General features: G+C 54.2%; 19 protein-coding genes and 1 pseudogene. All 20 read left to right on the forward strand.

Features of this window, described 5'->3' with window-relative positions:
- The first annotated feature begins 8 nt into the window (after positions 1–8).
- Positions 9–407 (forward strand): PaaI family thioesterase, encoded by a 399-nt coding sequence (locus AC0B60_RS19860; protein WP_465087605.1) that lies wholly within the window; start codon positions 9–11, stop codon positions 405–407.
- A gap of 114 nt (positions 408–521) precedes the next feature.
- Positions 522–1,703 (forward strand): ABC transporter substrate-binding protein, encoded by a 1,182-nt coding sequence (locus AC0B60_RS19865; RefSeq protein ID WP_465087606.1) that lies wholly within the window; start codon positions 522–524, stop codon positions 1,701–1,703.
- Between the two features lie 136 nt (positions 1,704–1,839).
- Positions 1,840–3,063 (forward strand): DcaP family trimeric outer membrane transporter, encoded by a 1,224-nt coding sequence (locus AC0B60_RS19870; protein ID WP_465087607.1) that lies wholly within the window; start codon positions 1,840–1,842, stop codon positions 3,061–3,063.
- Between the two features lie 132 nt (positions 3,064–3,195).
- Positions 3,196–4,068 carry a branched-chain amino acid ABC transporter permease gene (locus AC0B60_RS19875; RefSeq protein WP_465087608.1) on the forward strand — a complete coding sequence of 291 codons (873 nt, stop codon included), beginning with the start codon at positions 3,196–3,198 and terminating at the stop codon, positions 4,066–4,068.
- Positions 4,068–5,090 (forward strand): branched-chain amino acid ABC transporter permease, encoded by a 1,023-nt coding sequence (locus AC0B60_RS19880; protein WP_465087609.1) that lies wholly within the window; start codon positions 4,068–4,070, stop codon positions 5,088–5,090. Before AC0B60_RS19875 ends, AC0B60_RS19880 begins: the two co-directional genes overlap by 1 nt.
- A complete protein-coding gene (locus tag AC0B60_RS19885; protein WP_465087610.1) occupies positions 5,087–5,848 on the forward strand; it encodes an ABC transporter ATP-binding protein in 762 nt (253 codons plus the stop codon). Before AC0B60_RS19880 ends, AC0B60_RS19885 begins: the two co-directional genes overlap by 4 nt.
- A 28-nt stretch (positions 5,849–5,876) precedes the next feature.
- Positions 5,877–7,178, forward strand: a complete 1,302-nt coding sequence (locus AC0B60_RS19890) for an ATP-binding cassette domain-containing protein (protein WP_465087611.1) — start codon at positions 5,877–5,879, stop codon at positions 7,176–7,178.
- Positions 7,179–7,288: 110 nt separating this feature from the next.
- Complete coding sequence (locus AC0B60_RS19895) at positions 7,289–7,897, forward strand: TetR/AcrR family transcriptional regulator (RefSeq protein WP_465087612.1); 609 nt, start codon at positions 7,289–7,291, stop codon at positions 7,895–7,897.
- A 195-nt stretch (positions 7,898–8,092) separates the two neighbouring features.
- Positions 8,093–8,446: a bifunctional 3-phenylpropionate/cinnamic acid dioxygenase ferredoxin subunit gene (locus tag AC0B60_RS19900; RefSeq protein ID WP_465087613.1), complete on the forward strand. Its 354-nt coding sequence runs from the start codon at positions 8,093–8,095 to the stop codon at positions 8,444–8,446.
- Positions 8,447–8,474: 28 nt separating this feature from the next.
- Positions 8,475–9,491, forward strand: coding sequence for a 2Fe-2S iron-sulfur cluster-binding protein (locus AC0B60_RS19905; protein WP_465087614.1), 1,017 nt, complete (start codon positions 8,475–8,477; stop codon positions 9,489–9,491).
- A 389-nt stretch (positions 9,492–9,880) separates the two neighbouring features.
- Entirely contained in the window at positions 9,881–11,464 is a 1,584-nt protein-coding gene (locus AC0B60_RS19910) for a class I adenylate-forming enzyme family protein (RefSeq protein ID WP_465087615.1), read from the forward strand.
- 153 nt (positions 11,465–11,617) lie between these two features.
- A complete protein-coding gene (locus tag AC0B60_RS19915) occupies positions 11,618–12,802 on the forward strand; it encodes an ABC transporter substrate-binding protein (protein ID WP_465087616.1) in 1,185 nt (394 codons plus the stop codon).
- Positions 12,803–12,811: 9 nt separating this feature from the next.
- Positions 12,812–12,945 (forward strand): annotated as a pseudogene (locus AC0B60_RS19920) (4-oxalocrotonate decarboxylase); the annotation flags it as partial.
- Between the two features lie 27 nt (positions 12,946–12,972).
- Entirely contained in the window at positions 12,973–13,161 is a 189-nt protein-coding gene (locus AC0B60_RS19925) for a transposase (protein WP_465087617.1), read from the forward strand.
- Between the two features lie 168 nt (positions 13,162–13,329).
- Positions 13,330–14,604: an aromatic ring-hydroxylating oxygenase subunit alpha gene (locus AC0B60_RS19930; RefSeq protein ID WP_465087618.1), complete on the forward strand. Its 1,275-nt coding sequence runs from the start codon at positions 13,330–13,332 to the stop codon at positions 14,602–14,604.
- A gap of 44 nt (positions 14,605–14,648) precedes the next feature.
- On the forward strand, positions 14,649–15,164 hold the full coding sequence (locus AC0B60_RS19935) for an aromatic-ring-hydroxylating dioxygenase subunit beta (RefSeq protein ID WP_465087601.1): 516 nt from the start codon (positions 14,649–14,651) through the stop codon (positions 15,162–15,164).
- A gap of 64 nt (positions 15,165–15,228) precedes the next feature.
- Positions 15,229–16,812, forward strand: coding sequence for a class I adenylate-forming enzyme family protein (locus AC0B60_RS19940; protein WP_465087619.1), 1,584 nt, complete (start codon positions 15,229–15,231; stop codon positions 16,810–16,812).
- 153 nt (positions 16,813–16,965) lie between these two features.
- Positions 16,966–18,147 carry an ABC transporter substrate-binding protein gene (locus AC0B60_RS19945; RefSeq protein ID WP_465087620.1) on the forward strand — a complete coding sequence of 394 codons (1,182 nt, stop codon included), beginning with the start codon at positions 16,966–16,968 and terminating at the stop codon, positions 18,145–18,147.
- A gap of 278 nt (positions 18,148–18,425) precedes the next feature.
- Positions 18,426–18,749: a 2Fe-2S iron-sulfur cluster-binding protein gene (locus AC0B60_RS19950; protein ID WP_465087621.1), complete on the forward strand. Its 324-nt coding sequence runs from the start codon at positions 18,426–18,428 to the stop codon at positions 18,747–18,749.
- Between the two features lie 5 nt (positions 18,750–18,754).
- Positions 18,755–18,923, forward strand: a 169-nt coding sequence (locus AC0B60_RS19955; RefSeq protein WP_465087623.1) for a VOC family protein, incomplete at its 3' end; no start/stop codon positions are given.

An 18,923-nucleotide genomic window follows, 5' to 3' on the forward strand; every position in this document is an offset into this window, starting at 1 on the left:
GCAGCTAAATGAGACATCCAGTGCTCATGGATATGGATTCTGGAATTATGGTTCCCTGCAATGAGGATCTTGGTTTGGAATTCCAAGAGGCGGAAGCCGGAGTTGCTCGGTGCCTTTGGACTCCCAGCAGACGGTCAATCAATGGTAATGGCGTCGTACAGGGCGGGTATATCGGAGCAGCTTGTGATGCGGCGATGGGCTTTGCACTTGCTTCCCGATTGGAGAACGCCGAGGGCTTTACGTCGTTGAATCTGACCGTGACATATCACCGGCCGCTCCATCAGGAGGCCGTGGAGGCGCGCGCCGAAGTGGTGCGAGTCGGTCGGCGCACGGCCTATGTGGAAGCGACCCTGAAAATGGAAGGGCGGCTGGTGGCCAGCGCCGTCAGCACACTATTGATTTTGTAGCGTAAAGGGAAGGGAGCGTTAGTTTACGAACGAATAATAGACATCGATGACGGTTATACTGAAACCACCCACGCCGCTTGGTGAAAGGCGGCTGACCTTGAAGGAGAATAAGAAATGAAACTACAACAATCCCTAATGAGGCTGGCCAAATGGGCTAGGCAGACCACCTTGGTTGTAGTCGCGGTCTTGAGTTTTGCCGCGATGCCGGCGATGGCGGAAGATCCGATTCGCATAGGGGCGGTGACGTCGGTCACCGGTCCCGCTTCCTACCTCGGCGAGCCCGAGAAGAATGCTCTGGAACTGATGGTCGACCAGGTTAACCAAGAAGGCGGTGTCCTTGGGCGCGAGCTGGAGCTGATTCTCTATGATGATGCCACCAACCCCGAGCGAGCCCGGACCATGATGCAGAGGCTGCTTACCCAAGATCGTGTGAGTGCGGTGATTGGATCCAGTATCACGCCCAGCTCTTTAGCGATGGAAACGCTGGCGGCCCGTCACGGCATACCGCAGATCACGATGGCGGGGGCGCGTATCCTTACTGATCCGGTAAAAAAATGGCTGTTTTCCGTTACCGAGAGTGATGTGATGTCCGCCAGAGTGATCTATGAACATATGAAGGGCGAGGGCATCAACAAGATTGCATTGCTTTCCAGTTCTGCGGGTTACGGTCGCGCCGCGCGGGAAATATTCATCGAACAAGCGGCAAAAAACAATATTGAGGTTGTCATGGATGAAACCTATGCCAAGGGTGACTCGGACATGACTGCGCAATTAACGCGCATTCGGGGTAACACGGATGTGCAGGCCATCATCAATCTCGACGCCGGTAATCAGCCGGCCATTGTGACTCGCAATCACGTTGCTTTAGGGATTGAGGCGCCGCTGTATACGAGCCATTCCATGGCTGCTCCCGAGTTTCCCAGCTTGGCGGGTAAGTCGTCCGAGGGAGTGCGTATGAATGCAGCAACTATGCTCATAGCTGAGCAACTGCCGGAGGGTTCGACAGAGCGAGAATTGGGTATGGCCTTTCGCAACCTCTATCAGGACCGTTACGGTCATGCGCCAAACACCTTCGCCGGCTATGCTCACGATGCCGTGGTGCTGCTCGCTGACGCGATTCGTAGGGCAGGCAGCACTGATCCCGCCGCGATCCGCGATGCTCTTGAGCAAACCCGGGATCTGGTGGGCGTGACCAGTACCCTAACATTTAGCCCCGATAATCACGGGGGTGTATTGGAAGAGAGTAGCTCGCGAATGGTGGAGATCCGCGACGGCGGCTTCGTTCTTGTTGAGTGATTGGAGCGGATGCGGTCATTTTTGTGTTGAGCGGCGCCAGCTGCTGAGGGAAAGGGGGTAAAAAAGGTAAAAAAAGGTAAAAAAGAAAAAAAGTAAGTCATTTACATGATAAACAACAAGTACAAAGGAAAAATCTATGTTTATGTCTAAGGTTTTGGTAACCGGTGTTTTAGCCGCAAGTTGTGTAGGAATGCTCACCTCGGCCCGTGTGATGGCGCAGGAAGACGGCTTTAAGGCGGGTAACACGACCATCACGATGGATGGTTATATCAAGTTTGACACAATTGGGGTTCGAACCAGCGATGGCGATTTTATCGCTGACCAATTACGTGACATGTATATCCCTGGTGCCACGCCGGTGGGTGGTCAGGACTCTGAGGAAAGCCTGACGATGCATGCTAAAGAGTCGCGCTTTTCATTCAAGACGAATACGGACTTGGGCACAGGAACCCCTTTAAGGGGACTAATTGAGATGGACTTTGGCCCGGGTCGGGAAATGTTAAACGGTACATCGGGTACCAACCGGGCTGCGGTGAACTTGCGTCATGCGTACTTCCAATACGGCGCTTGGGGCTTTGGGCAGACCTGGAGCACCGGGTTATTCGGGCCAGCCATCTTGGAGTCTTTGAATTTCTTTGCATTAAGCGAGGGTATGTTCACGCCGCGCCAGCCTCAAATCCGTTATACAAACGGGCCTTTCGCGATTGCGTTTGAAAGCCCTACAACAACCGCTCAGGTTAATGGATCTGATACATCGTTGGCCTCTTTGAAGAGTGAGTTCGGTGATGGTCTCCTCCCTGATGTAGTGACCCGTTATTCGTTTAAGGCGGGTAATGCCCAGCTTGCGCTTATAGGCGTTCTTCGTCAGCTTGAAGTCGATGGCAGAGTGAGTAATTTTGGCGCTTCGTCCACTCCTACCATAGATGAGACAGAAACAGGTTACGGCGTTGGTGTGGCCGGCAACGTGGCGCTAGGTGGCGCTACGGAACTGAAATTCATGGCTTTTGGCGGGAGTGGCACAGGGCGTTATTCGGGTTTAGGGTTTGCCCCGGATGTTGTAGTGGCAGACGACGGTTCTGAGATGGAGGCCGTAGACCATGTATCGCTTAATGTGGGTCTCGCCCACAAACTCAATACACGGTGGAGAACTAACATCGGTTTTGGCATGGAAAAAGCGGATCTTGAAGGTGATAAGCTCTCTGATAAGTCGTGGAGTGGTTTGATCAATCTTTTGTACTCTCCGACTAAGTCAGTCACCGTCGGCGCTGAGGTGAAGCATGGTCAGCGGGAACTCGTTGATGGTACTGATGGCAAACAGACTCGGCTTCAGTTTTCTGCCAAGTACAACTTCGGGGCCTGATGTACGTATAAAATACCGGTCCGCCGTACAAAGTAAACGCCGTCGCGGCGGTCGATATTTGGAGCCTCGGTCGTCGCGACGACCGAGGCTCCAAGGTTAAAGCCATAATAACAACGTAGGAAAGTAAACGTTATGTCAGAGTTCTTTCAGTATTTGGTTACTGGCCTAACCATCGGATCCATGTACGGGCTGATTGGCTTGGGTATCGTCCTTGTCCACAACGCGAGTCACGTGGTGAACTTTGCTCAGGGAGATTTGCAAATGCTTGGTGGCATGTCGGCGGTCGCTCTGCTGAGCATTGGCCTGCCTTTGCCGGTCGCGTTGCTGGGTGGCGTGTTGGCGGGCGGTCTTGCTGGTTTGCTGATGTTCAAATTTACCATTGAACCTGCCGGGGAAGCGGGACCGTTGGCATTGGTGATTATCACTCTGGGCGTTGGCTTGGTGTTGCGTGGCGCCGCGGAACTGGTGTGGGGCCAAGGTTTCTATTCGTTGCCCACTTTCAGCGGTAACGAGGTCATTCGCTTAGGTGGCGTCACGATTGTACCTCAAAGTTTGTGGGTTATTGGCATGACTGCTGTAGTCCTCATCCTGTTGGCCTATTTCTTTACCCGTAGCCTGACTGGTAAGGCCATTCTTGCTACCTCTCTGGATCGCGATGCGGCCACCCTTATGGGCATCAACACCAGACGGATGCAACTGGTCACTTTTGGTTTGGCCGGGTTACTGGGGGCCGTGGCGGGTGTGTTGATCGCGCCAATTGCCTTTACTCATTCGGCCGCAGGTCTGATCTTGGGATTGAAGGGGTTCGTAGCAGCTGTGCTTGGTGGGCTGGGGAGTTTTCGCGGAGCCTTGGTTGGCGGCTTATTTTTGGGTGTAGCCGAGTCCATGATGGCTGGCTACGGGTCGTCGGATTATAAAAACGCTATCGCCTATTTATTGATTGTATTAATTCTGATCTTTATGCCCCGTGGAATTTTCGGTGGCATGTCAGGGGAGCGGGTCTGATGTCGAATATTGAAGTTAAACGAAAGGGTTCCTCTATTGGGATGTCTAGCGGTACCAATGAGCACCAACGTCTGACCGCTGGGAATATTTTTCGTTGGCCGATCACCAATGTCGCGGTGCTGGCTGTTTTTCTGGTATGTCTGCCCTTGGTGCTAAAGTCCGGCTTCCATTATCATTTGGCGGTACTGGTCGGAATTAATGCCACGATCGCTATAAGTCTGAATTTACTCATGGGTTATGCTGGACAGGTGAGCTTAGGCCATGCAGGCTTCGTTGCTCTGGGCGCCTACGGTACGGCCATCTTGTCGTCGCGTTATGGCTGGCCTGTTCCCTTGGCTCTTTTGAGTAGTGCGACCGGTGCCGGACTGATCGCTTTTGTGGTGGGACGACCAATCCTGCGCCTAAAAGGCTACTATCTTGCCCTCGGCACGTTGGGCCTTGGTATGATTATCTATCTGGTGATCAGCAATGAAGTTTGGCTTACCGGCGGCCCTGACGGTATGGCTGCTCCAGTGCTGGAATTGTTCGGGGTCCGCCTGATGGATCCCGCAGACTGGTACTGGCTGGTCGCTGTTATGCTGGTGTTGGTTTTTTGGTTGTCGACGAACCTGATCAACGCTCCCTTGGGTCGAGCATTGCGTGCACTGGAGGGGCCCGAAGCGGTTGCTGGCTCCGTAGGCATAAATGTGCCATGGACTAAACTCTTGGTGTTTACGCTTTCGGCGGTGATCGCTGCTTTAATGGGCGGGTTTCTCGCCCTATACGCCGGCTTTATTTCGCCGTCGCTTGCTGATTTCATGCATTCTATCGAGCTGGTGTTAATGGTGCTCATCGGCGGCATTGGTTCGGTAGTTGGGGCGATCCTCGGTGCCGCGGTAATTACGTTGTTACCACAGGTGTTGACGGTCGTAGAGGAATACGAAACGCTGGTTTTCGGGCTCATTCTCATTAGTGTGATGCTGTTCATGCCACGGGGCCTCCAACCTTCGCTAATGAATTTGTGGCGGAGGATTAAACGATGAGTGCCCTTGAAGTAATTTCACTGTCTAAAGAGTTTGGTGGTGTGCATGCGATCGACGGTTTGTCTTTCAGTGTCACACCAGGCTCAATACATTCCATTATCGGTCCTAATGGTGCCGGCAAGACCACGCTGTTAAATCTGATTACCGGGATCTATCAACCGACACAGGGCGAAGTTCGCCTATTTGATGACAGCCTGGTGGGTAAGTCAGTTCATGCGCGGGTTATGGCGGGTCTGGGGCGTACGTTCCAAACCCCACAGGTGTGCATGCACATGACTGCGGTGGAGAACGTCATGTTGGGACGGCACCTCCATCTGGATGGTCGGTTGTTGCCGGCCGCATTACGGTTGCCCCGCATCCGAGACGGCGAGCGAGAAGCACGTGGCAGGGCCGCCGAGCTTATGGAATATGTGGGTCTGGCGGACTATCTCAACGACGATCCTGGGGCAATGCCGTATGGCGCGCTCAAGCGTCTGGAGGTAGCTCGAGCTTTGGCCTGCGAACCGAAGTTGTTGTTGCTCGATGAGCCGGCAGCGGGCTTGGGGGCGACGGAAAAGGCGGATCTTACCGGACTGATTGAGAAGCTTAGCGATGCAGGTCTGACTATAGTGTTGGTTGAACACGATATGAAGTTAGTGATGAGCATATCTCAGCATATCTTAGTGATGAATTACGGCCAGATGCTGGCCGAAGGGAAGCCCTCTGAGGTGCGATCCAACCCGGATGTCGTGACAGCCTATCTGGGCAGCGCCGTATAATAAGTAAGCCGATGAGGTTGGACAAAAGATGATTAAAGCATTAGAGAAAATTCAGGCCGAACACCGCAGCATGTGGCAGATCCTTAATGTCCTTGAAGAAAGCACCAACGCGGCGCGACGCGGTGACGCGCCCGAGTGGGGGTTGGTGAACTTGGTGCTCGAATACCTCGAGACCTTTATTGATCAGGTGCACCATCCCAAGGAGGACAAGTACCTGTTTTCCGCGTTAGCCGCGCGCAGTGAAGTTACACGCGATCTGATAGAGGACCTTCAGGGGCAGCACGAACAAGAGGCGGAGCGTTTGGGGCGCTTAAGAGCGGTGCTGATCGATGGGAATCCCGAACTGAAAGCTTTTGCCGAGGCAGCCGAGGATTACATTGATTTCCAGCGCAAGCATATGCGGCAGGAGGAGGGTGAATTGTTTCCGCTGGCGCGCGAGCATCTGATAGAGGCGGATTGGCGGGAGATTGAGGACGCCTTCGCCGATAACAGAGATCCCGTGTTTGGCGAGCATACGCACGAGAAGTACGCAGTATTGCGCTCGCGTATTACAGTGCTGGCCCAACCACCGTTGGGATTGGGGGGCACTTCCGTCACACGAGTTAAGGCCGATGCTGAGCCTTTGCTGGAGTTGCGAGGTGTGAGTGCTCACTATGGTCGCATCGCAGCTTTACGCGGCGTATCGATGCAGGTCGGCAAGGGTCAACTAGTTGCGCTGGTTGGCAGTAATGGTGCCGGGAAGACGACTTTACTTCGCACCATCTCGGGACTACAGGCCTCCAGTGATGGGCGCATGCTTTTTGAAGGCCGCGATCTGTCGAAAATCAAGCCGGCACAACGCGTAGCCGCAGGTATCGCTCATGTTCCGGAAGGTCGGCAAGTGTTTGCGACGTTAAGCGTGGAGGACAATCTCGCGCTGGGTGCCTACAGCCGGACGAATGAACGAGCTGCGGTACGCCGTGAAATCGACCGCATTTACGACATTTTTCCGGTATTGCGGGATAAACGCAAGGTGCCCGCCGGTACATTGTCTGGAGGGCAGCAGCAGATGCTGGCCATTGGTCGTGCCATGATGGCGAAACCTCGACTGATGCTGCTGGATGAGCCGAGTATGGGCCTTTCACCGCTCTTGGTTTCCGAAGTCTTTGAAGTCATAAAGCGCCTCCAGCAGGAAGGGATGACAATACTAATAGTAGAGCAAAATGCGGCTGCGGTGCTGGCCTTGGCGGACATCGGCTACGTGCTGGAGTCCGGAGAAATTACCCACTCAGGGGAGGGGCGGGTGCTGCGCAACAACGAAGACGTTAAGCGTGCATACCTTGGCATTTAAATCTTCTGGTCGTCTTCTCATCCTGGCAGGGTATAGGGTAGTGCCGGGAGTCTGAACGGTTGTGGTTTGTTATAGTTGGTATTTATTCAATACGTTGGTGACAAAGGGCTATGTCAGAATTAGAAATGGTTGCGGCACTTTACCCAAAAGCTCGGTATTCACGGCGGGATAGGATCCTGAGAGAAGCTGCCAAGCTGTTCAACGAAAAGGGATACTCCAAGACAACCGCACGCGATATAGGCACCGCGGTCGGCATACTCAACGGTTCTATCTTCTACTACTTTCCCACCAAGGCCCATATTTTGGCAGCGGTAATTACTGATGCGATGAGCCACGGTGAGAAAGTGGTCCGCCAAGTATTGGCCGATGCCCCTCCTGATCCCCGTGATCGCTTTGAGGCGCTAGTAAGAACGCATTTAGCACTCTTGTTTTCAGAGGAGTCACGTTACGCGCATCAGGTGGCGAATCGCGAGTGGAAGCACATCCCCGCGGAATTACTTGGTCCCCTACGACAATTAAATGAGTCCTATCGCCAGGTCTGGTGGGAGATAATGGATGAGCTCGACGAAATCGGATTGTTGCGGATACCAAAGAATACCTTGTACCGTTTTTGCGTCGGTGGCCTGAACTGGACCGGCAGGTGCAAAGTTGATAGGTCTCCAGAGGCAGTCAGGGTGCTTGCTAGGCAAATCCAAACGTTAGTTCTGTGCGGGAGTTGATTATCTAGGGGATGGAAGGAAGAAGGTTTCGTTTCAAGATTTGACCAAGCGATTGCTTTAAATACAGTTCCAGCTATTATCGTGCCGCTGCGATTATTTTGAGGCAATTTCGTGTGGCTGAGACAGCTTTTGTCGCACCCCTACTCGTTGTTTGGGTGCGGTTTTCGATAACAGACGTAAAGACGAGGTTGAAAAATGGGACAAGAATCGGAGCTGAAACACTACCGTGTTTGCAAGGTTACCGACATGGAAGACTGCGATGTTCTCAAGATTGAACCGCCCGGCCTTCGGCCAGTGGCTGTCTATCGGCTAGATGGTGAATTCTACGCTACTGATGATACCTGTACTCATGGCAATGCTTCACTGGCAGACGGTGAGGTTGAAGAGGATGGCGTGGTTGAGTGTCCTTTCCATGCTGGCACCTTTGATGTGCGTACTGGCGAAGCCCTGTCTTTTCCTTGTGTGCTTCCCTTGAAAACCTACCCGGTGGTTGTCGAGGACGGCACGGTTTACGTGGACCTGGAACATGGAGAGCTCCCGGAGGGCTGACCACCGACTAGTGAGGAGGTTTTATTTTATGCCGCTAATCAAAATTGACAACGCCGGTGAGCAATTTCAGCAGAATGACACCGACGACTGTGTCCTGCGGGCCGGGCTGGCGTCCGGGCTCGGGCTTTCCTATGAGTGCAATTCGGGTGGCTGCGGGAGCTGCAAGTTTGAGTTGCTTGAAGGCGAAGTAGAAACCTTGTGGGCTGAGGCTCCGGGACTGAGTGCTCGGGATATCAAGAAAAACCGGCGATTGGCTTGCCAGAGTCGAGCCCTCACCGACTTGCGGATCAAGATGCATACGGCTCCGGAATTTCAGCTGCCGGTTCCTGCGGGAAGGCAAAGCTTGATTCTACTCGAACGGCGTGCAGTAACAGAAGATATCGTCGAGTTCCGCTTCCAGGCTGCGAGAGAAGCGGTTTTTCTTCCGGGGCAGTACGCTCTGCTACACCTCCCGGGCGTCGGCGCACCACGCGCCTACTCTATGAGTAATCTGCCCAATCAGGATGGTGAATGGGCATTCTGGGTACGGCGGGTCGCGGGTGGCGCTGGCACAACCGTCCTGTTTGAAGAGCTGCGTAGGGGGGATCACATTACTCTCGATGGACCCTATGGGATGGCGCATCTGCGTCCAGACAGTCCACGGGATCTGGTTTGTATTGCTGGTGGTTCTGGCATTTCTCCTATGCTGTCTATTGCCCGGTCCGCAGCCAGTGATCCGGCTATGGCCGGTCGGCGGCTAGACTTTTTCTTCGGTGGGCGTCGTCCAGAGGATCTTTGTGGGCAGTCAGAGCTGGCGGGGCTTTCGGGAGGGGCTGGGGCCCACGTTACCTACCACTGCGCTGTATCAGACCCAGATGTAGGGCCTGATTGGAGGGGGGAGCGTGGGTTTATTCACGAGTTGGTTCAGCGCCAGATTAAGGGGCAGCTTGCGAATCGCGAGTGTTATTTGGCCGGGCCGCCGCCGATGGTCCAAGCGACTCAACGTGCGCTAGTGTTAGAAGAAGGTGTGAGCCAAGAGCAAGTTCATTTTGACAGATTCTTTTAGTCCGTTGCTTATGAGAATTTATTGGCATATTCCGTTTTTTGGTCTACTGAAATATTAGCAATTTACTCAATGGTGTTTCGGCGATTGCACGCCAAAAAAAGCATTGATAAGTTTTCGGGTCAGTGCAGAGAAGCGGCTCGCCAAGTTGACTCATGATGTGATGCCGATCTCCACCATGCGCCGAGTGCTCTCGGACATCGAGATTGAAGCGGTCTAGGAGCCTGTCAAGTCAGGCGCTCGTGAGTATCGGGTGGGGGCCAATTTCGTGCTCTATGAGCTTCGTGCGCAGTCTACCCACAAGCTGGAAGTCTGGCCCGGAGGGGTGGAGTACCGTCTGCGGATCGGCACCGTCCCTCTAAGGGACGTTCTATTAAGGAGGAAAAATAACAATGTTACCTCGCGATTTGCTTACACGCTGTGCGCAAAATTTTCCCAACAAGATCGCTTACTATTGCGGTGACCGTTCAGCCACTTGGTCGCAGATGGACCAGCGTGCCGATCAGCTTGCCGCCGGGCTGCAGCAACTGGGGATTAGCCAGGGCGATACCGTCGCTATTCTGACCCATGAGACCATTGAGGTCTACGAACACTTCTTCGCCTGCATGAAGATTGGTGCGGTGCGAGTAGGCCTCAATTGGCGCTACGCTGCGGAGGAAATGCGCCACGTTCTCAAGGACAGCAATGCGAAGGCGGTGATCGTCCAGGCGCGTTGTCGGGAGACGATCGAACCGTTGCTGCCAGAGCTTGTCAAGGCAGGGATCCTGGTGGTCGGCTATGGCGGCGATCACGGTCTGGAGCTGGATTACGAAGCTGTGGTTGAGAACGGTCGTGCTAATGCGCCACAGTGCCCGACTATCGCTCCGGATGACGCGCTGTTCATCAGCTACACCTCCGGCACCAGTGGCTTACCCAAGGGCGTGGTGCTGACCCACGAGGGTCTGTACGCGAACATTCATACCTCGGTGGTGTCCATTGGCTTCGCTCCGGATGATGTCTGGTATGTTCCCGCGGCCTCGGCCTGGGTCGTAGTTGTTCTGGATCTCTGGGGTCTGGCGAACGGCATGACCCATGTCCTGCCCGATGGAGACTTCGAAGTCACCCAGTTCCTCCATGACATCGCCCGCTATCAGGTCACGGTGCCGCTGGTGGTGCCGACCATGATGCGTCGAGTGATTGATGAATACCGAAGGGGTAAGTACGACTTATCGTCCATGCGGGCGATCGTATTTGGTTCCTCACCCGCCAGTCCGGCGCTGATCCGAAATGCCAGTGAGGCGTTTGGTTGCGATCTGATTCAAATGTACGGCCTGACCGAAAGCACCGGACCTATAGTTACTGTTATGACCCCGAAGGACTACCGAGAGGCGTTAACGGTTGATTCCGATCGGCTGAAGTCTGTCGGCCGTTGTAGCGCACACTTTGAGGCCAGCATTCGCAGCGAAGATGGGGCAGAGTTGGCACCCAATGAATCGGGTGAGCTGTGGGTGCGCGGCGTTCCGGTCATGAAGGAATACCTTAACCTTCCCGAGAAGACGGCGGAGGTGTTTCCGGGTGACGGTTGGATGCGGACGAACGACATCGCCCGAAGGGACGAAGATGGTTATATCTATCTCCTTGACCGTAAGAACTTCTTGATCATTACCGGTGCGGTGAATGTGTTTCCGTCCAACGTCGATGCCGTATTGGGCCTGCATGAGGATGTAGAGGAAGTTGCTGTGGTCGGCGTGCCCCATCCGGACTGGGGCGAGGCGGTGGTCGCCGTGGTCAAGGCGCGTGAGGACTCGGAGTTGACGCAAGCGAAGTTATTGGAGGTATGCGAGGGACGGCTGGGTAAGCCGGAAATCCCGAAGCTCGTGTTGTTCGTTGATGAAGCGCTGCCCAAGACTCTCTCTTCGAAGCTGCGTAAAAACGATATTCGTAGTTGGATTCTGGAGAATCCGAGCCTTGTACCCTGGTCGATGGAAGAGGCCTGAACCTTTTATTTATAAGGTGCCGTCTAATGGAGCCTTACTGCTTATGGAGGGAACGTTTGATTCGCTTAGGAACATGAAGCATCGATGGTGGTTTTAATGAACTACGAACGAGCTACCGAGTTTAAAGGCAGCTGACTTTAAGGAGAATAAGAAATGAAACTATTACAGTTCCTTACAAGCCTGACCAGATGGCCTAGGCGTGCCATCTTGGTGTTGATCACGATCTTGAGTTTTGCCGCGATGCCAGCGATGGCCGAAGATCCGATTCGCATAGGGGCGGTAAAATCCCTCACGGGTCCCGCGTCTTATATAGGCGGCCCTCAGGGAAATACTTTGGAACTGATGGTCGACCAGATCAATCAGGAAGGCGGTGTACTTGGGCGCGAGCTGGAACTGATTCTCTATGATGATGCGACCAACCCCGAGCGAGCCCGGACCATGATGCAACGGCTACTTACCCAGGACCGTGTGAGTGCCGTTATTGGCGCCAGCCTGACCCCCACCACCTTAGCGATGGAGCCGTTGGCGGCCCGCCACGGCATACTTATGATTAGCCAGGCAGGATCGCGTGTTGTTGTTTCTCCAGTTAGAAAATGGCTGTTTGCCGTTCCCGAAAGCGAGGAGTTGGTTGCCAATGAGACCTATGACCATATGGTGAAAAATGGCATTAGAAAGGTTGCGTTGCTTTCCAGTACAGCAGGTTTTGGCCGTTCCGCACGACAAACATACTTGGAATCGGCGGAGAAATACGACCGCATAGAGGTTGTCATGGACGAAACCTTCGCCGAGGGCGATTCAGACATGACCGCGCAACTTACCCGCATTCGCGGTAACGCGGAAGTAGAGGCTATCATCCTTCTCGACGTCGGCAATGAGCCGGCGATCATTGCTCGTAATCACGCGGCCTTAGGCATCGAAGTTCCACTGTATTCTACCCATGGATTGGCTGCCCCCGAGTTCCCTGCGCTGGCTGGACCGGCTGCCGAGGGGATGCGCATTCCTTCGCCAGCCATGCTCGTAGCGGAACAACTGCCGAAGGGGTCGACGGAGCGAGATTTAGGAATGGCGTTCCGTAAACTCTACCAGGATCGTTACGGCAGTGAGCCGAACACTTTCGCAGGCTATGCCCATGACGCTCTTCTGCTGTTGGTGGATGCGATCCGCAGGGCGGGCAGTACCGATCCCGCCGCGATCCGTGATTCCTTGGAGCAGACACGCGATTTAGTCGGTGTGAGTAGAAGTTACACTTACGGTCCAGATAACCACGGCGGTTTATACAAGGAGAGCGGTATGCGGATAGTCGAGATTCGCAATGGCGGCTTCGTTCTCATCGACTGAAACTTCTGGGTGCAGTGGGAAATTCGCCGTCGCAAGGAAGCTCATGGTAACAAGATTGTGGGCATGAAGATGGCCCTGACTTCCTGAGCCAAGATGGTCCGGATGGTGTGGAGGCGCCGATCTACGGCTTCTTGGCCGATTGGACTTACCTAGACACTCCTAGCCTATGATTGGACTTACCACGGTCCATCGACGAAGGAGAAAACCGATGCCTGCTATCAAGACTGGCAAAAACCGAGAAGTACACCACCGAGTTCAAAGTCAAAGCCGTTGAGTGGGGTCACCAGTCCCACCGGAGTGTGAAGAGCGTTGCACAAGCGCTGGAGATTCATACCTTCATACTCCATCAATATACCTAAAAGGTATCATAATGTTATTAAAATAGTATTAGACAGTATGGTTTGCCGTTTCTAGACTTTAAGTTAATTCGAGGTCAAGGAATATCATAGTTGACTGAAGGTGAAGTTGCTGCTTAAGTTTGAACCAAGTGCTTGCTTGATAAACTGAGATTAAAGTTGGAGAAGGTTATGTCATCATCAATTCCCACGATCAATATTGACGAGGCGCCTGACTATCACGATCTGATCCGCAGAGATCGCATTCACGGCTCGCTCTACACAAGTTCGGCGGTTTATCGAGACGAACTGGAGCGAATTTTTTACGGCGGTTGGGTGTACGTTGGTCACGAGTCGGAGATCCCGGAAAAAGGCAATTTTGTCCGTCGTACGATCGGCGAAGAGCCGGTTCTTCTGGTGCGTGACAAAAAGGGAGAGCCGTTGGTGTTGAAGAACCGCTGTGCCCACCGTGGCAACCTGGTGTGCAGTGAGCAGCGAGGTAAGGCGAAAAACTTCATGTGTCCGTACCACGGTTGGGTCTACGGTCTGGACGGTAGTCTTTTAGATGTACCGTACCCGAAAGGTTTTACCCAGGAGCGAGAGGGCTTCGGCCTGCAGGTGCTGCCGTTGGTGGAGAGCTATCGAGGGTTTGTGTTCGCAAGCTTCAATGCGGAAGCCGGCAGTCTGTCAGATCACCTTGGTAACGCTACCGATGCCCTAGACCGCGCCGTCGAGATGTCCCCTTCCGGGGATCTGCGGCTGACCGCTGGCTGGGTAAAGCAAAAGTTTGCTGCGAACTGGAAGATGTTGCCAGAGAACGACACCGACGGGTATCACGTCAACTACGTGCACGCCTCCTTTGCCAAAGTGATTCCTTCGCATTATGACGAAGCCACAATGGTCTCCGAGGATGACCTCAAGTCCCAAACCATCGACTGGGGTAAGGGCCACACTGAGCTGAATTTTGCTCCGAGCTACACCGATGAGGGTCAGTGGCTGGGTCTTCCGGATGCCTCCCGCTTCCCGGACTACGTGAAGCAGTTAGAAGAGGCTTACGGTTATGATCGCGCTCACGAGGTCTTGCGCGCGGGTCCGCCTCACACGATGATCTTCCCGAACCTGTTCTTGGGTGAAATGAATATCGCCATGATTCAGCCCGCCGGTCCCAACGAATGTGTTCAATGGCACACGCCTTTGTTGCTTGGGGATGTCTCCGACGCTCTTAATGAGCGCATTCTGCGTCAGTCGGAGGCGGCGATGGGGCCTTCAGCGTTCTTGTTGGCTGACGATGCGGTTATCGCTGAGCGTCAGCAGATGGCGCTGGCCGGAGGCCAGGCATGGCTGGATCTCAGCCGCGGCGAGGAGCGCGAAGAACTACGTGAGGACGGCTCGATCGTCGGACATATCTCCGACGAAACGACCAATCGGGGCTTTTGGCGTCACTACCAGCACGTCATAAGCCGTTAAAGGCGACGAATTGCCACCGAACAAGCGTCCAAGAAGGAACCAACATGCAATTAGTATCAAATGATGAGCAGCGCCAGATTGAGGCCTTTCTCTATCTCGAGGCGCGCCTGGCGGATGAGTCACGCTACGAGGCGTGGGAAGCCTTGGTCGATGACGACATGTACTACTGGGTGCCGGCCGGCGACAGTGATCAGGAAGGTGGTCTGCGAGTTTCGGTTACGGCCGATAACCGTCAGCGGTTGGCCACCCGCATCGCTCAGCTCAAGACCGGAATGCGTCACTCCCAGCTGCCGGTCTCCCCTATGCGTCGGGTGCTCTCGAATATCGAGATTGAAGCGGTGAAGGAGCCTGTCAAGTCAGGCGCTCGTGAGTATCGGGTGGGTGCCAATTTTGTGCTCTATGAGCTCCGTGCGCAGTCTACGCACAAGATGGAAGTCTGGCCCGGAAGGGTGGAGTACCGTCTGCGGGTCGGCACCGACGGTGAGTTTAAGATGTTCTTCAAGAAGGTCATGTTGGTGCACGGATCTGAGCCGTTATCCACTTTGGGCTTTATTATCTAAACGTATTCGTAGCTGGGTCGACTCCGTCCCTCTAAGGGACATTCTGTAAGGAGGAAAAATAACAATGTTACCTCGCGATTTGCTTACACGATGTGCGCGAAATTTTCCCAATAAGATCGCTTACTATTGCGGCGACCGTTCAGCCACCTGGTCGCAGATGGACCAGCGTGCCGATCAGCTTGCCTCCGGGTTGCAGCAACTGGGGATTGGCCAAGGTGAAACCGTCGCTATTCTGACCCATGAGACCATTGAGGTCTACGAACACTTCTTCGCCTGCATGAAGATTGGTGCGGTGCGAGTAAGCCTCAACTGGCGCTACGCTGCGGAGGAGATGCGCCACGTTCTCAAGGACAGCAATGCGAAAGCGGTGATCGTCCAGGCGCGTTGTCGGGAGACGATCGAACCGCTGCTGCCAGAGCTTGTCAAGGCAGGGGTCCTGGTGGTCGGCTATGGCGGCGATCACGGTCTGGAGCTGGATTACGAAGCTGTGGTTGAGAGCGGTCGTGATAATGCGCCACAGTACCCGGCTATCGCCCCGGATGACGCGCTGTTCGTGAGCTACACTTCTGGCACCAGTGGCTTACCCAAGGGCGTGGTGCTGTCTCATTATGGTTTGCACGACGCTATTATACAGGACGTGGTGACTACCGGATTTACCACCGATGATGTTTGGTACGTTCCCGGTGCGTCTGCCTGGATTGTGGTTGTCTTGAATCTCTGGGGGCTTGCCAACGGCATGACTCATGTGCTGCCTGACGGTGACTTCGAGCTCACTCAGTTTTTGCAGGACATCGCCCGCTACCGTGTCACAACCGTATTTATGGTGCCGACCATTATGCGTTGGGTGGCCCGAGAATATTCCTCGGGTAATTACGACCTCTCGTCCCTGCGGTTGATTCTGTTTGGTTCTTCGCCTGCCAGTCCGTCGCTGATTCGCGAGATTATCGACACATTCGATTGTGACGTTACGCAAACCTATACATTGACCGAAGCTGGTGGTGCTTGGGTCACAAACATGACACCGAAGGACTATCGGGACGCACTTGAGAGCGATTCCGAGCGGCTGAAGTCTATCGGTCGTTGTCGAGTGCACTTCGAAGCCAGCATTCGCAGCGAAGATGGGGCAGAGTTGGCGCCCAATCAATCGGGTGAGCTGTGGGTGCGCGGCGTTCCGGTCATGAAAGAATACCTTAACCTTCCCGAGAAGACCGCGGAGGTATTTCCGGGTGACGGTTGGATGCGGACGAACGATATCGCCCGAAGGGACGAAGATGGTTATATCTATCTCCTTGACCGAAAGAGCTTCATGATTATTACCGGTGCGGTGAATGTGTTTCCGTCCAGCGTCGAAGCCGTACTGGTCTTGCATGAGGATGTGGAGGAAGTCGCTGTGGTTGGTGTGCCCCATCCGGACTGGGGCGAGGCGGTGGTCGCCGTGGTCAAGGCTCGTGAGGACTCGGAACTGACGCAAGCGAAGTTGTTGGAGGTATGCGAGGGACGGCTGGGTAAGCCGGAAATCCCGAAGCTCGTGTTGTTCGTTGATGAATCGCTGCCCAAGACCCTCTCTTCGAAGCTGCGTAAAAACGATATTCGTAGTTGGATTCTGGAGAATCCGAGCCTTGTACCCTGGTCGATGGAAGAGGCCTGAACCTTTTATTTATAAGGTGCCGTCTAATGGAGCCTTACTGCTTATGGAGGGAACGTTTGATTCGCTTAGGAACATGAAGCATCGATGGTGGTTTTAATGAACTACGAACGAGCTACCGAGTTTAAAGGCAACTGACTTTAAGGAGAATAAGAAATGAAACTATTACAGTTCCTTACAAGCCTGACCAAATGGCCCAGGCATGCCACTTTGGTTTTGCTCACGACCTTGTGTTTTGCCGCGATGCCGGCTACGGCTAAAGATCCCGTCCGCGTAGGGGTGGTGACGTCGGTCACCGGCCCCGCTTCCTTCCTTGGTGACCCGGCATCGAAAGCACTGGAGCTTATGGCCGATCAGGTTAATCAGGAAGGCGGCGTACTTGGGCGTCAGTTGGAATTGATCCTTTATGATGACGCCAGCAATCCGGAGCGAGCCCGGACAATGATGCAGCGGCTGCTTACCCAAGATCGCGTGAGTGTTGTCATTGGTTCCAGCGTTACCGCCAATGCCATGGCGATGGAAAAGCTGGCGGCCCGTCACAACGTGCCGCAAGTCGCGATGGTCGGAGGATCTATTGCCACCGATCCAACAAAAAAATGGTTATTCACGATACCCGAGAGTGGCCTAGTCGCTGCCCAAGTTACCTATGAGCATATGAAGAAGAACAATGTCAGCAAGATTGCACTGCTTTCCAGCAATGCTGGTGCTGGTCGTGCTGAACGCCTTACATACTTGGATCAAGCGGAGAAAAACAACATCGAGGTTGTCATGGACGAAACCTATGCCAGGGGCGATTCGGACATGACTGCGCAATTAACCCGCATTCGGAGTAACGCGGATGTGCAGGCCGTTATCAATCTTGATGCTGGTAATCAACCGGCCATTGTTGCCCGTAATTACATGGCTCTAGACATTGATGTGCCACTGTACTCTCTACATTCTCAAGCTGCTCCCGAGTTTGCTAGTTTGGCGGGACGGGCGGCCGAGGGTGTGCTGGTTCCAGGGCCGGCGATGGTAGTAGCGGAGCAACTGCCGCAGGGAACCCCGGTGCGTGAGATCGCCATGAGGTTCCGCAAACTTTATCAGGATCGTTATGACCGAGAGCCGAACATGCACGCAGGCTATGGTCATGACGCTTTGCTGGTGGTTGTGGACGCGATCCGCCGCGCGGGCGGTACCGATCCCGGTGCGATCCGTGATTCCCTGGAGCAAACCCACGACTTGGTCGGTGTGACGAGTACCATCACGTATAGCCCCAGTAGCCACGGCGGTGTATTTGAACAGCGAGGTATGCGGCTACTTGAGATCCGTGGTGGTGACTTCGTCCTCGCCGATTGAGTGGGTGTTCTAGGTCCGGCGACCGATGGGTGGGGGGCTCGCGAGGCGGTGGCTCCCGACGGACCTTGGAGGCGGTTTAAACGGCCTTGTAAGCCCGCCTAAGATCTGTTTTTACCTTTTGGGTGGGTAGCCTTGAAACCGGAAAATGACCAGAACGTATGGTTGCTTGGTAGCTGGATTTTCGTTGGTGGCGGGCAGTTTTATTAATGTTGGATGAATATGTAGAGTAAATGGAGAGTTATCCTGTAGATGAACCGTATTTATTAGAGGAGAGGTCCGTGGCCCGGCTCCAAGTTTATAATCGCACAACAGGAGACCACTTCACTTGCCAGGCTGGTCAGAGCGTGCTCAAGGCTATGGAGCAGCAAGGCGTGAAGTGTGTGCCCGTGGGCTGCCGGGGCGGTGGCTGCGGATACTGCAAAATCAGGGTGGTTGAGGGCGAGTTTGAGTGCGGAAAGATGAGTAAGGCTCATGTTCCGCCGGAAGCCATTGAAAAAGGCGAGGTTCTGGCTTGCCGGATCTACCCGCTGACGAATCTCACCATCGAGTGCATGCCTCTGCCTGAGGGTGCACTTGTAAGGCAAACAACAGCGTTGAGGTAACTGTCATGAAAAAAGGTGTAATGCGTCCCGGCCACGTCCAGCTCCGGGTTCTCGATCTGGAAGAAGCCCTCAAACACTACACAGACCTGATGGGTCTGATTGAAACCGACCGTGACGACCAGGGTCGTGTGTATCTGAAGGCTTGGTCCGAGGTGGACAAGTTCTCCGTGGTAC

It is taken from the genome of Marinobacter sp. V34 (assembly GCF_055524115.1).